Source organism: Helicobacter pylori oki112 (assembly GCF_000600085.1).
Classification (GTDB): domain Bacteria; phylum Campylobacterota; class Campylobacteria; order Campylobacterales; family Helicobacteraceae; genus Helicobacter; species Helicobacter pylori_CY.
This window is the reverse complement of sequence record NZ_CP006821.1, coordinates 772,243-785,421: the sequence shown is the minus strand read 5'-3', so window position 1 is coordinate 785,421 and position 13,179 is coordinate 772,243. Positions and strand designations below refer to the sequence as shown.

Here is a 13,179-nt window from a genome sequence, read left to right as displayed (position 1 = left end):
TAAGAATTTAACTGATGAAGAGGTTTAATGCTGGAAAATAGAGTTAAGACCAAGCAAATTTTTATCGGTGGCGTGGCCATAGGGGGTGATGCTCCTATTAGCACGCAAAGCATGACCTTTAGTAAAACCGCTGATATTGAAAGCACTAAAAATCAAATTGACCGACTCAAACTCGCCGGGGCTGATTTAGTGAGGGTAGCGGTGAGTAATGAAAAGGACGCCCTAGCCTTAAAAGAATTGAAAAAAGTGTCTCCTTTGCCCTTAATTGCTGATATCCATTTCCATTATAAATTCGCTCTCATTGCCGCTCAAAGCGTGGATGCGATAAGAATTAACCCCGGAAATATTGGCTCTAAAGACAAGATCAAAGCGGTGGTTGATGCTTGTAAAGAAAAAAATATTCCTATAAGAATTGGCGTGAATGCCGGGAGTTTAGAAAAGCAGTTTGATCAAAAATACGGACCCACCCCAAAAGGCATGGTAGAAAGCGCTTTGTATAACGCCAAACTTTTAGAAGATTTGGATTTTACCAATTTTAAGATTTCTTTAAAAGCGAGCGATGTGATGCGCACCATAGAAGCTTACAGGATGCTACGCCCTCTTGTGATCTATCCTTTCCATTTGGGGGTTACTGAAGCGGGTAATCTTTTCAGTTCTAGCATCAAATCCGCCATGGCTTTAGGGGGGCTTTTAATGGAGGGCATTGGGGATACGATGCGCGTATCCATCACAGGGGAATTAGAAAATGAAATCAAAGTGGCTAGAGCGATTTTACGCCATAGCGGGCGCTTGAAAGAAGGGATTAATTGGATTTCTTGCCCCACTTGCGGGCGCATTGAAGCCAATTTAGTGGATATGGCGAGCAAGGTAGAAAAACGCCTAAGCCACATTAAAACCCCTTTAGACATTAGCGTGATGGGGTGCGTGGTGAATGCTTTAGGTGAAGCCAAGCATGCAGACATGGCGATTGCTTTTGGGAATCGTAGCGGTTTGATCATTAAAGAGGGTAAAGTCATTCACAAACTGGCTGAAAAGGATTTGTTTGAAACTTTTGTGATAGAAGTGGAAAATTTAGCTAAAGAAAGAGAAAAGAGTTTAAAGGATTAGGCATGATGAATAAGTTTAAAAATTTTGTGAGCAACTACCAGCAATCTAACCACTATAAAGAGCCTTTAGGCTTTGGCATTGCCAGAGTGGATATTGCCCCTATTTCCAAAAAGATTTTATGTGCCACTTACCCCGTTTTGAACTGGAAAGATGAAAATCTAGGCTCTTATGCGGTGTTTTGCAACTCGCTTTCAAAAGAAAAAATCCTAAAAGAGAGTGCGAGCGAGTGCGTCATTGAGATTGATGAAAGTTTTGTGTTAAAAGCACTGGATTTTTATACGCCCTTTTTGAATGAAGCCTATTCTAATAAAATGGCTCATAAAAACATTCAAGTGGTTTTAGAGCTTTTAAAAGCTTTAGAAGAAAATCGTTTGAAAAATAATAATGGGGAGTCTCTTTATCGCTTGGTGATCTTGTATGAAGACAAGCCTTGCGAGAGCGTGGAGAGCGCGTATATGAAACTTTTAGCGCTCTCTTTAGGGAAAGCCCCTTTGAGGAGTTTGAATTTAGAGGGTATTTTTAACCAGCTTTCTAATGCAGCCTGGAGCGGCAACAAGCCTTATGAATTAGAATGGCTTAGAATGAACGAAGTGGCTTTAAAAATGCGAGGCCATTTCCCTAGCATTGATTTTATAGATAAATTCCCGCGCTATTTGATGCAATTAATCCCTGAGTTTGATAATATCCGCTTACTGGATAGCTCAAAAACGCGCTTTGGGGCGTATTTGGGGACCGGTGGTTACACTCAAATGCCTGGGGCTAGTTATGTGAATTTTAACGCAGGGGCTATGGGAGTGTGCATGAATGAGGGGCGCATTTCTTCATCGGTGGTGGTGGGAGAAGGCACTGATATTGGTGGAGGTGCGAGCGTTTTAGGCGTTTTAAGCGGAGGGAATAACAACCCCATTAGCATTGGGAAGAATTGTTTGCTAGGGGCTAATAGCGTTACCGGCATTAGTTTAGGCGATGGCTGTATTGTGGATGCAGGCGTTGCAATACTAGCCGGGAGCGTGATAGAAATTGAAGAAAATGAGTTTAAAAAGCTTTTAGAAGTGAATAGCGCTTTAGAAAAACATGCCAACAACCTTTACAAAGGTAAAGAGCTTTCCGGAAAAAATGGCGTGCATTTTCGCTCCAATAGCCAAAATGGTAAGCTGATTGCTTTTAGGAGCGTGAAAAAAATTGAGTTGAATCAAAACCTGCATTAAGGATTAAAAGAATGCTCAAAAAAAGTTTGTTATTGCTTGTTTTTTTAGTCTTACAGATTAGCGGTGCTGAAGAAAATAATCAAGCCCCAAAAAACACGCCCCCTGAATTAAACCCCGCTAACGCTAAGGGTGCACCAAACCCTAACACCCAGATCACCCCTAAAAACGATAACTCTAATTTATTAGACAAATTAGGATCGCCTGAAAACGCTCAAACCGAGCTTTCTGCCGGTATTGATTTGGCTAAAAAGGGCGATTATCAAGGGGCTTTCAAGCTTTTTTCCCAATCGTGCGATAACGGCAATGCGGCCGGGTGTTTTGCGGTAGGGGCGATGTATGCTAATGGGGTAGGGATCCAAACCAACAGACTAAAAGCCGCTCGCTATTATGAAATGGGTTGCAGTGGGGGCGATGCGACCGCTTGCGCGAATCTGGCTCAAATGTATGAAAATAAGAAAAACGCTGATTCCAACGATAAAGAAAACGCTTTGCAATTGTATGCGGTGGCTTGTCAAGGGGGGGATATGCTCGCATGCAATAATTTGGGGTGGATGTTCGCTAACGGGAGTGGGGTCCCAAAAGATTATTACAAAGCGATAAGTTATTATAAATTTTCATGCGAGAATGGGAATGATATGGGGTGTTATAATCTGGGCTTGATGTCTAATGTGAATAATATCTATGGCATTGATAAAGCGCAACTCAGTCAAGTGGATTTGAATTATTTGGCGTGTAACGCTGGGGATATGATGGGGTGCGCGAATTTAGGCTGGATTTATGCGAATGGGGATTTAGGGGCTCCTTTGAATAACCACTACGCGGCGAAGTATTTCCAAATGGCATGCGATGGGGGGATTTTGGGGAGCTGTAACAATTTAGGCGTGCTGTATCAAAAGGGCTTAGGCGTGCCTCAAGACGATCAAAGGGCTTTGGATTTATTCTCGTATGCGTGCGACAATGGTTTTGAGTCAAGCTGCCGTAATTACGGGAATTTCAAAGAGCATTTATTGCGCGTGAATCCTAATTACGGGCGCTTGTTCATGCCATACAATTCTTATGAGATACCCTAGTAATAGCAATTTCTTAAGGGGATAGGGGGGTATTTTGAAATCATTCTCGCTCCAATTAACTTAACCCCCTAAAGATCGCATTTTTAAGAGATTACTACTTGCTTTGTGCAAAGCTCTTTTATTTTTTTGAATAAATTCAGCCACAAATTGCGACTTTTTCAAAAATTTAAGCTATCTTTTTTTTTTGATTTAATACTCGGTGCGATTGTAATTTAACTCAAAAGGAAAAGCGATGAGAGTGAAAGAAAGCACCATTAACGACTTTTTTGCCTTAACAGGCACGATATTTTCTATCCCTGTATACCAGAGGAACTACACTTGGGAAGAAAAAAATTGTGAAAAATTACTGCAAGATATTATCGGTATTTCTCAAAATAAGAAAACGCATTTCATGGGTTCTGTCACTTATATTTTGCATCATATTGATGATGAAAAGAGCTTAAGACAACTGCAAGAATTTGTCATCATTGACGGGCAGCAAAGGATTACTACCATCATGCTTTTGCTTAAAGCCATAGAGACCAAGATACCAAATGAAGAGATAAAAAAAGAGATTGGTAATCTGCTCAATCTTTCGGAACAAAAGTTGCGCTTAAAACCCATTAAAAGCGACAAAGAAGCCTTTGATCTGGTCATGCAAAATCGATCGCATGAAATACAAGGCGTATCACACATCAGGAATAATTATAAATTTTTCACCAAAGAGCTTGACAATTATATCAGCAAAGGGTATCGCATAGAAGAGATTTATGGCGCGTTTTTGCGGCTCAAAATCGTAGCCATAGGCTTAGAGTTAGGCGAAGACGATCCGCAAGTGGTGTTTGAAAGCATCAACGCTACCGGCGTGCAATTAAAAGGGTTGGATCTCATCCGCAACTATTTGATGATGGGGGAAAATTCTGACAACCAGAATCGTCTTTATGAGACTTATTGGGTTCCTTTAGAAGATTGGCTTGGTGAAAAGGATTTGAATGATTTCATCAAAACCTATTTGAGAATCTACCTTGAAAAGAAATTAAGTGAGGGAGAGCTTGAAGTGTATTACGCGCTAAAAGACCATCACAGAGACAATTTCTCTGATGATATACAAGGTCTTATGAGCGATATGCGTGAATATGGCAGAATCTATCAAATCTTTTTAGACAGAGATCATTATTTTTTACATCGTGGAGACCCGCAACAGTTAGCGAATTTACGCTTGTGCATTAAAGATCTTGTGAAAATCAAATTTGGCGTGGCAAAGCCCTTTGTTTTGCGTTGCGCTAGAGACTTTGAAGAGGGCAAATTGGATTATGAAAACTTCCATGAAATCTTGCAAATCCTTATCAGCTACTTCGTGCGCCGAAGCGTGTGCGGGGATCCTGCCCCTGCACTTGCTGAACTTCTTTATTCTTTATACAGACAGCTAGGGGAAGATGTTTCAGCCGATGCACTCAAGCGTTATCTGGGCAAGAGCGTTGGACGAACGGCGTTCCCTAATGACGATAAAATTAAAGTGGCGTTTCTTGTGCGTAACGCTTATGCAGCAAATCAAGTGTGCAAATTTATTTTGCTTGAGATAGAAAAGCTAAGCAACGCCGAACCGCCAAGAGAAGAAAATCTAGAAGTGGAGCATTTCTACCCCAAAACCCCCACCCAAGAATGGCGCGATAGGGTGGGGAACTATTTCACTTTTGAGCAAGACTACCTCAATAATTTTGGGAATCTGACTTTATCAGGGCAAAATCAAAGGCTTGGCAACAAACCTTACGAGGCAAAAATTGCGCTTATGGAAGAATACAGCTCCTTGCATTTAAACGACTATTTCATCAATAACACCCATTCTTGGGGGATAGAGGAAGTGAAGGCTAGGAGCGGATATTTAGCGGATCAATTTTGTCAAGTGGGGTTGTTTAAAGATTTGCCTAAAGAATACCGCATAAGAGAGCTTAACAAAACCCTTGATGATGACTTAACTAAACATAATCTTCAAAGCGTCAAGCTCCCCAATGGCCAAAGGCGCATGGCAAGAAACGCTAAGGAATTAGCTAGCGCTGTCATAGACTACTTATTAGAAAACGCCAGAGAAGCCTTTGAAAGCTACACAGATGAAGAGCCAAGATATATTTGTTGGGATAAAGCAAAAGCGCAATTAAGGGATAGAGATGGCACTCTTGTTGTGCCTTTTGAAAAATACGGATTCTACTTTGTGAGCAATGCGAGTTATCAAACGGTGGGCAGTAATCTTAGGGATCTTATCTTAGGTTGCAAACTCAATCCTAAAGACTTTATTGTGTAACAAACAAGTCCCCCCAAAAAATGGGGGGGTTAAAAAAATTTTAAAATCACTTGCCAAAAGCTTGGCACAAATGCGTGGTTAGGGAGTTGAGATACTGCTCCACTTGGGGGTTTTTCACCACATCGTTGCAAATAAAAGTGGGCAACGCTGAAAGCCCTAAAAATTGGAACGCTTTATGCAAATGCAAATACACAACATCCACACCCACCCCTTCAAAAAATTCACTAGGATCGTTAAAGGCTTCAATGGGAGCGTTCCAGGTCAAGCTCAACATGTATTTTTTGCCTTGCATCAAGCCCCCTTTCCCGTAGTTTTTAGTGGGGTTTTGCGAACTCCTGCCATCGCTAGCATAAAGTTTCCCATGCCCTACGCTAAAGACTTCATCAATGTATTTTTTCACAATCCAAGGCTCTCCCATCCACCAGCCAGGCATTTGCCAAATCGTCGCATCAGCGCTAAAGACTTTCTCCACTTCTTGAGCATGTTCATAGCCTTTATCCACGATCGTTGTATCCACTTCTAGCCCCAAAGATTCTAAAGTCTTTTTTGCATGTTGGGTCAAAGTTTCATTGAGTTTCCCTCCAGAGCTCCCGAACGCTTTGGCCCCATTAATGATGAGTACTTTTTTCATTTTGTTCCTTTTTTAATAAAATAAGTGGGAATTCTATCCAAATGAAACTTAATATTAAAGAAATTCCCTCAATCTCAATAAAAACTAAAAAACAATCAATTGCCACTACATTATTTTTATTATGTTAAGATAATGAAAATTTCTAATTAAGGAGTGGTCATGTTCTACGATGAAAAAAAGACCTATCAAAAGATTGAAGAACGCCTTGAGATAGTCAGTTCGTTTAACGCTCACAACGAGCATAAAAACTTGCAAGACGAGTTTAAGGGGGCGGGCATTTCTAGGCGCGATTTATTGAAGTGGGCGGGCATGATGAGCACGACTCTAGCTTTGCCGGCTAGTTTTGCTCCCTTGACTTTAAAAGCGGTAGAAGTGGCTAACAGGTTGCCTGTGATTTGGTTGCACATGGCAGAATGCACCGGTTGCAGCGAGAGCTTGTTAAGGAGCGCAGACCCCACCATTGATAGCATTATCTTTGATTACATCAACCTAGAATACCATGAGACCATTATGGTAGCGAGCGGTTTTCAAGCCGAAAAAAGCTTGCATGACGCCATAGAAAAGCATAAAAACAATTACATTTTAATGGTAGAAGGGGGTATCCCCCAAGGCACAGAATACTTTCTCACTCAAGGCCCAAACGCTGAAACGGGGGCTGAAGAGTGCAGGAAAGCCGCCCAATACGCAGCCGCTATTTTTGCCATAGGCACATGCTCAAGTTTTGGGGGCGTGCAAGCGGCTTACCCTAACCCCTCTAACGCGCAACCCTTACACAAAATCATTGATAAACCCGTGATCAATGTTCCTGGTTGCCCGCCTAGTGAAAAAAATATCGTGGGCAACGTGCTTTATTACTTGATGTTTGGGGCTCTCCCTAAACTTGATGCGTATAACCGCCCCTCTTGGGCTTATGGGAACAGGATTCATGATTTGTGCGAAAGGAGAGGGCATTTTGATGCGGGCGAATTTGTGGAACATTTTGGCGATGAAAACGCTAAAAGGGGCTTTTGTTTGTATAAAATGGGCTGTAAAGGGCCTTACACTTTCAACAATTGCTCCAAACTCCGTTTCAATTCACACACTTCTTGGCCCATAGGTGCAGGGCATGGGTGCATAGGGTGTTCTGAGCCTAATTTTTGGGATACGATGAGTCCTTTTGAAGAGCCTTTAGCGAATCGTTCCATTAAAACCGCCTTTGACGGATTAGGGGCTGATAAAGTGGCCGATAAAGTCGGCACGACTTTACTCAGTGCAACCGCTATTGGCATTGTTGCGCATGCGCTCCTTTCTAAAGCGATCAAAAACAAAGAGTAAGGGATTAACATGTCAAAAAAAATCGTAGTCGATCCTATCACTAGGATTGAGGGGCATTTAAGGATTGAAGTGATCGTAGATGATGATAATGTGATCACTGATGCATTTTCTTCTTCTACGCTTTTTAGGGGGCTAGAGACGATCATTAAAGGCAGAGACCCACGAGATGCAGGCTTCATCGCTCAAAGGATTTGCGGGGTATGCACTTATTCGCATTATAAGGCTGGTATCACGGCGGTAGAAAACGCTCTAGGCATTACCCCCCCATTAAACGCGCAATTGGTGCGATCTTTGATGAACATGGCGTTGCTTTTTCACGATCATGTGGTGCATTTCTATACTTTGCATGGGCTTGATTGGTGCGATATTATGAGCGCTTTAAAAGCCGATCCTTTTGAAGCGGCAAAACTTTCTTTCAAATACAGCCCTTATCCCATTAATACCGGTGCCGGTGAATTAAAAGCGGTTCAAAAACGCTTGAGCGATTTCGCTAAAGGTGGATCTTTGGGGCCTTTCAGTAACGGCTATTACGGGCATAAAACCTATCGTTTAAGCCCAGAGCAAAATTTAATCGTCTTAAGCCACTATCTCAAGCTTTTAGAAATCCAAAGGGAAGCGGCGAAAATGACCGCTATTTTTGGGGCCAAACAGCCTCACCCACAAAGCCTAACGGTGGGGGGTGTTACGAGTGTTATGGATATATTGGATCCGACAAGATTGGCTGAATGGAAGAGCAAGTTTGAAGTGGTGGCCAATTTTATCAACCATGCTTACTACCCTGATTTGGTGATGGCGGGCGAAATGTTCGCTAACGAACCATCCGTTATTAAAGGCTGTGGCTTAAGGAATTTTATCGCTTATGAAGAAGTGTTGCTTGGGAGGGATAAATACCTTTTGAGTAGTGGGGTGGTGCTTGATGGGGATATTTCTAAACTGCACCCCATTGATGAGAGTTTGATTAAAGAAGAAGTTACGCATTCTTGGTATCAATACGAAGACACTAAAGAAGTGCAACTCCACCCTTATGACGGGCAAACGAATCCGCATTATACCGGTTTAAAAGACGGCGAGAGCGTGGGGATTGAAAATAAAATAATCCCTGCTAAAGTGCTTGACACTAAAAATAAATATTCTTGGATCAAATCGCCCAGATACGATAGTAAGCCCATGGAAGTAGGCCCTTTAAGTTCCGTAGTGGTAGGTTTAGCGGCGAAAAACCCTTATGTTACTGAAGTGGCTACTAAGTTTTTAAAAGACACTAAACTGCCTTTAGAGGCGTTGTTTTCAACGCTTGGACGCACAGCTGCAAGGTGTATTGAAGCTAAGACAATCGCTGATAATGGCCTTTTGGCGTTTGATGCGTTAGTGGAAAATCTAAAAAGCGATCAGAGCACTTGCGCTCCTTATCATATTGATAAAAATCAAGAATATAAAGGGCGCTACATTGGTCAAGTGCCAAGGGGCATGCTAAGCCATTGGGTGCGTATTAAAAACGGCGTGGTGGAAAATTATCAAGCGGTGGTGCCTTCTACTTGGAATGCGGGGCCTAGAGATTCTAAAAATCAAAGGGGGGCTTATGAAATGAGCTTGATTGGCACTAAAATCGCTGATTTAACCCAGCCTTTAGAAATCATTAGGACTATCCATTCTTTTGACCCATGCATTGCATGTTCTGTGCATGTGATGGATTTTAAAGGGCAGTCTTTAAACGAGTTTAAAGTAGAGCCTAATTTCGCTAAATTCTAAAAAGGGTTACGCATGGATAAAATGAATAAGGTCGTTTTACACAAAGAATATTCCGGTTTTGTGCGCTTTTTCCATTGGGTTAGGGCTTTGAGTATTTTCGCTTTAATCGCTACAGGGTTTTACATCGCTTACCCTTTTTTGCAGCCTAATTCCAGCTTTTATAAAGGGGTGTATCTTTTACAAGCTTATGTGCGCTCTTTTCATGTCATGTTTGGGTTTTTGCTCATTAGTGCCTTAATCTTTAGAACCTATCTTTTTTTCACTAAAGAAAGCTTGATGGAACGCAGGAGTTTTAGCCAACTTTTAAGCCCAAAAGCCTGGATCGATCAGATGAAAGCGTATTTTCTTATCAGCGGAAAAACCCACACTAAAGGAGCGTATAACCCTATCCAACTCGTGGCTTATTCCACTTTGGTTGTTTTGATAGTGTTGATGAGTTTGAGCGGGGTGGTGCTGTATTATAATGTCTATCATGCGGGGCTTGGAGCGTTTTTAGGAAGCGCTTTTAAGTGGTTTGAAGCGCTTTGTGGGGGGTTAGCGAATGTTCGTTTCATCCACCACTTAGCGACTTGGGGGATTATTTTGTTTGTCCCTGTGCATGTTTATATGGTGTTTTTCCATTCTATCAGGTATGAAAGTTCGGGGGCGGATTCTATGATTAATGGCTATGGTTATACCAAAGAATGAGTCAAAAAATCCTAATTCTAGGCATTGGCAATATCCTTTTTGGCGATGAAGGCATTGGGGTGCATCTAGCCCACTATCTCAAAAGAAATTTTTCTTTTTTCCCTAGCGTGGATATTATAGATGGGGGGACTATGGCTCAGCAACTCATTCCTTTGATCACTTCGTATGAAAAGGTTTTGATTTTGGATTGCGTGAGCGCTAAAGGCGTTGAAATAGGATCGGTTTATGCTTTTGATTTTAAGGACGCCCCTAAAGAAATCACATGGGCTGGGAGCGCGCATGAAGTGGAAATGCTACACACTTTAAGGCTCACGGAGTTTTTAGGGGATTTGCCTAAAACTTTTATCGTGGGGCTTGTGCCTTTTGTGATAGGGAGCGAGACCACTTTCAAGCTTTCAAGCGAAATTTTAAACGCTTTAGAAACAGCCTTAAAAGCCATAGAAACCCAACTCAACGCATGGGGAGTTCAAATGCAACGCACCGATCATATCGCTTTAGAGTGTATCGCTGAACTCTCTTATAAGGGTTTTTGAATTGGCGTTTGTTTTTCTTTTTAAATGCGCTAATGAAGAAACAAGTCTGAATTTTACGCCCCTTTTAGAGCAAATGGCACTCCATTTGCAAGCGTGTTTTTATAGCGTTTATAAGGATAATACGACTTCTTTCTATCTCCAAGCGAGCGCTGAAACCACCTTAGAGTTCGCACAAAAATTAAGCGAGATCTTGCCCTTTTCTTTAGATTTTAGCTTTTTGTCTTTAAAGGAAATCACAGAGCCTTTAGATGAAAATCTTTTCCAAGCAACAAGCCTTTCAAAGCCCCTTTTTATGAACGCTAAAGAGCATCAAGATTTTTTAGACAAAAATGCGTCTTTGTATGCCAATGCGTTGGGTTTTGTCAAAAACACCGCTTTTAAGGGGGCTATAATCCATAGCCCTAAAGAGCTTATAGATTGCTTAACGCAATTAAAAGAGATGCTTAAAACACAGGATTTTATCCCTATTTTCACTTCTAGAGGAGCATTATCCCTTTCTTTAAAAAATCCCTCTCCAAGCGTTATTTTTAGCGATCTTTCTAGCATTTTGAGCTGCACTAAACTGCCTTTAGAGGACGCTAAATATTTGGCTAGTTTGGAAAAACCCTCCATCAAAGCCCCATTAAAAAGCGTGTTTAAGGACACTTTTAAAAACGATGAAATCATAGTCCAACTACCCTATGACCCCATATTGAATTTATTGTGTCATATTTTACAAGATGAGGGGATAGAATTTGTTTTTATCCATGCAAATGATCCGCAAGAAGCGCTTTTGTATTATGAAGCGCTTTTTAAAACCCCTAAACGCTTGATCACGCCTACTAAAAAATTCGTGTTGGAAAACCATCTTTCTGCCATTGCTTTTAAAGATGAGCTAGAGTTTTTAAAAGAAACGCCGCATTCTATCGTTTTGTATCTCAGTTTCAAGCGCCCTACAAGGTTGTTATTGCATGCTAATGGTTCTTTAAAAACGCTTTTAAGCGTTAGTTTTGATTTCAATCAAATATTTAATCTCCTCAAACAAGATGAAAAAGCCTCCAGAATGCTACAAAACTACGCTACTAAATTCCCTGATTTTTACGCGCGCATTGTAGAGCTTTCTAAATACAATCTAGGGGGTGCGAATTTATTGGATTTTTTTCGCATTTTAGGGTTTGTTTTGGGTTATAGCGAGGATTTTTGCGCACAGAGCGTTATTCCTTTGGCTAAAGAATGCTTACGCCCTAAAGGCCCTAGGATTGATTATAAAATCCTTAAAGACGACTCTTTCAAAATGGCTTTAAACTTTTCAAAGATCATGCACAGTGCGATGAGTTTCAGGCTCGCAGGCGTGGAAAATGAAATCTTGAGTTTGGGGATTTTGGATTCTTTAGCGGAGTTTTTAGGGAATTTCATTTGGGATAACGCACAAAATTTTAGTGTCCAAGAAGTAACGATCGCTGGGGATTTCTTTGGCGAGAAAGTGTTCTTGGATTTGTTTGTGCGGTATTTCCCTAAAACCCTTGCTCTTAAAGCACATGCGTTTTTGGATTATGAATAAGGGCTTAAAAGCGGATGTGCATCATCAACCCGCCGTCCATGTATTGGGTTTTTTTGCTTTTAGTCCTTTCAAAATAAGGCCCAAAAGACAGAGCTTTATTGAAATTAACAATCGGCACGCTCACCCCTTCGGCGATATTGTTTTTAGCGAGTTGCTTGTAAAACTTTTTGTCGCTTTTTTTATGGCTTTCAAGGCTAGGGCTTTTTTCTAAATCTATGCCTTCTAAAGCACTATTTTTAGTGAAATCATAAAGCTTTTTGTCGTTTTTAGCCTCGGTTTTTAATCCATGGTTTTTATGGAGTTTGTAAAACTTTTTACTGCTTTTTTTTTCGCTTTTAGTCTCGGTTTCTAAATCCACTGCGAACGCGCTACTATAAGCCACAAGCGATACAAGAAATAAATTTCTAACTATACGCATAAGAATATCTCCTCTTAATATAGTCTTTTTCTATCACACCACCATAGCATGTTAGAAATAACCATTAGAAAATATAAGGGCGTTAATATGAAAACGCCAACACGCTTATTGTTTAGCGCAAGCTGTTTTAAGCTAATCAATAAAAAACGTAAGGGAAGTATCCAGGCGCTCCATACCCATAAGGCCCATAAGGCATAAGACCTGACCCATAAGGCATGAAACCATAGGGCATGTAATAATAGGGCATGTAATAGCCTCCATACATCCCGTTTTGCATGGGCGAATTGAGATTATCCACTGAATTGTAGAAGCCGTTTAAAGAGCCATAAGCGTTATAATTAGTGAAACGATTGATTAAAGGCGTGGTGCGTGCATCAATAGTGGCGTTTTCTTGCTGGATGGCCTTTTCTTCTCTGGCGACTTCTTGGGCTTTAGTCTCTTTAGGATCTTTAACTAGCACTTCTTCTATGGGTACATTCGCCCCACAAGCGCTTAACAGATAGGCTAAAAAGCCGGTGTTTAAAAAAAGAACGATTTTAGAAAGATGAGCGGATTGGTTGGGTAAAAAAGTTTTATTGTTTTGATGCATGGGACTTCCTAATTTAAAAATAACTAAAGATTAACATGTTTTTGATTTAATGTTGATT

The 13,179-nt window shown here is 41.0% G+C and carries 12 protein-coding genes; 9 read left to right on the top strand and 3 right to left on the bottom strand.

Features of this window, described 5'->3' with window-relative positions; genetic code table 11:
* The first annotated feature begins 27 nt into the window (after window positions 1–27).
* From ispG to HPOKI112_RS03760, 4 genes are all read left to right on the top strand, one after another.
* A complete protein-coding gene (ispG, locus tag HPOKI112_RS03775; RefSeq protein WP_000892473.1) occupies window positions 28–1,107 on the top strand; it encodes a flavodoxin-dependent (E)-4-hydroxy-3-methylbut-2-enyl-diphosphate synthase in 1,080 nt (359 codons plus the stop codon).
* A gap of 2 nt (window positions 1,108–1,109) precedes the next feature.
* Window positions 1,110–2,315 (top strand): 2,3,4,5-tetrahydropyridine-2,6-carboxylate N-succinyltransferase, encoded by a 1,206-nt coding sequence (locus HPOKI112_RS03770; RefSeq protein ID WP_025276898.1) that lies wholly within the window; start codon window positions 1,110–1,112, stop codon window positions 2,313–2,315.
* A gap of 11 nt (window positions 2,316–2,326) precedes the next feature.
* Window positions 2,327–3,385, top strand: coding sequence for a tetratricopeptide repeat protein (locus tag HPOKI112_RS03765; protein ID WP_015427777.1), 1,059 nt, complete (start codon window positions 2,327–2,329; stop codon window positions 3,383–3,385).
* 232 nt (window positions 3,386–3,617) lie between these two features.
* Window positions 3,618–5,663 (top strand): DUF262 domain-containing protein, encoded by a 2,046-nt coding sequence (locus HPOKI112_RS03760; protein ID WP_025309791.1) that lies wholly within the window; start codon window positions 3,618–3,620, stop codon window positions 5,661–5,663.
* A gap of 46 nt (window positions 5,664–5,709) precedes the next feature.
* Here HPOKI112_RS03760 and HPOKI112_RS03755 read toward each other — a convergent pair whose 3' ends face one another.
* A complete protein-coding gene (locus HPOKI112_RS03755) occupies window positions 5,710–6,294 on the bottom strand; it encodes an NAD(P)H-dependent oxidoreductase (RefSeq protein WP_025276895.1) in 585 nt (194 codons plus the stop codon).
* A gap of 159 nt (window positions 6,295–6,453) precedes the next feature.
* Here HPOKI112_RS03755 and HPOKI112_RS03750 point away from each other — a divergent pair, with 159 nt between their 5' ends.
* Genes HPOKI112_RS03750 through hydE form a run of 5 tightly spaced genes read left to right on the top strand, consistent with a single transcriptional unit; the run spans window position 6,454 to window position 12,114 of the window.
* A complete protein-coding gene (locus HPOKI112_RS03750) occupies window positions 6,454–7,608 on the top strand; it encodes a hydrogenase 1 small subunit (RefSeq protein WP_000499067.1) in 1,155 nt (384 codons plus the stop codon).
* A 9-nt stretch (window positions 7,609–7,617) separates the two neighbouring features.
* A complete protein-coding gene (locus HPOKI112_RS03745) occupies window positions 7,618–9,354 on the top strand; it encodes a nickel-dependent hydrogenase large subunit (protein ID WP_025276894.1) in 1,737 nt (578 codons plus the stop codon).
* A gap of 12 nt (window positions 9,355–9,366) precedes the next feature.
* Window positions 9,367–10,041: a Ni/Fe-hydrogenase, b-type cytochrome subunit gene (gene cybH, locus HPOKI112_RS03740; RefSeq protein WP_025275965.1), complete on the top strand. Its 675-nt coding sequence runs from the start codon at window positions 9,367–9,369 to the stop codon at window positions 10,039–10,041.
* On the top strand, window positions 10,038–10,574 hold the full coding sequence (gene hydD / locus HPOKI112_RS03735; protein ID WP_025275964.1) for a hydrogenase biosynthesis protein HydD: 537 nt from the start codon (window positions 10,038–10,040) through the stop codon (window positions 10,572–10,574). Before cybH ends, hydD begins: the two co-directional genes overlap by 4 nt.
* 1 nt (window position 10,575) lies before the next feature.
* Entirely contained in the window at window positions 10,576–12,114 is a 1,539-nt protein-coding gene (hydE, locus tag HPOKI112_RS03730; RefSeq protein WP_025275963.1) for a hydrogenase biosynthesis protein HydE, read from the top strand.
* A 4-nt stretch (window positions 12,115–12,118) separates the two neighbouring features.
* Here hydE and HPOKI112_RS03725 read toward each other — a convergent pair whose 3' ends face one another.
* A complete protein-coding gene (locus HPOKI112_RS03725; RefSeq protein ID WP_025309790.1) occupies window positions 12,119–12,532 on the bottom strand; it encodes a hypothetical protein in 414 nt (137 codons plus the stop codon).
* 136 nt (window positions 12,533–12,668) lie between these two features.
* Complete coding sequence (locus HPOKI112_RS03720) at window positions 12,669–13,121, bottom strand: hypothetical protein (RefSeq protein ID WP_000554093.1); 453 nt, start codon at window positions 13,119–13,121, stop codon at window positions 12,669–12,671.
* Window positions 13,122–13,179 lie beyond the last annotated feature (58 nt).

Excerpts from the sequence above, each read along its gene's own strand:
- hydD (WP_025275964.1), top strand. The coding sequence starts at position 10,038 with ATGAGTCAAAAAATCCTAATTCTAGGCATTGGCAATATCCTTTTTGGC.
- HPOKI112_RS03725 (WP_025309790.1), bottom strand. The coding sequence starts at position 12,532 with ATGCGTATAGTTAGAAATTTATTTCTTGTATCGCTTGTGGCTTATAGT.
- HPOKI112_RS03745 (WP_025276894.1), top strand. The coding sequence starts at position 7,618 with ATGTCAAAAAAAATCGTAGTCGATCCTATCACTAGGATTGAGGGGCAT.
- HPOKI112_RS03770 (WP_025276898.1), top strand. The coding sequence starts at position 1,110 with ATGATGAATAAGTTTAAAAATTTTGTGAGCAACTACCAGCAATCTAAC.
- HPOKI112_RS03765 (WP_015427777.1), top strand. The coding sequence starts at position 2,327 with ATGCTCAAAAAAAGTTTGTTATTGCTTGTTTTTTTAGTCTTACAGATT.
- HPOKI112_RS03720 (WP_000554093.1), bottom strand. The coding sequence starts at position 13,121 with ATGCATCAAAACAATAAAACTTTTTTACCCAACCAATCCGCTCATCTT.
- cybH (WP_025275965.1), top strand. The coding sequence starts at position 9,367 with ATGGATAAAATGAATAAGGTCGTTTTACACAAAGAATATTCCGGTTTT.
- HPOKI112_RS03755 (WP_025276895.1), bottom strand. The coding sequence starts at position 6,294 with ATGAAAAAAGTACTCATCATTAATGGGGCCAAAGCGTTCGGGAGCTCT.
- HPOKI112_RS03760 (WP_025309791.1), top strand. The coding sequence starts at position 3,618 with ATGAGAGTGAAAGAAAGCACCATTAACGACTTTTTTGCCTTAACAGGC.
- ispG (WP_000892473.1), top strand. The coding sequence starts at position 28 with ATGCTGGAAAATAGAGTTAAGACCAAGCAAATTTTTATCGGTGGCGTG.
- HPOKI112_RS03750 (WP_000499067.1), top strand. The coding sequence starts at position 6,454 with ATGTTCTACGATGAAAAAAAGACCTATCAAAAGATTGAAGAACGCCTT.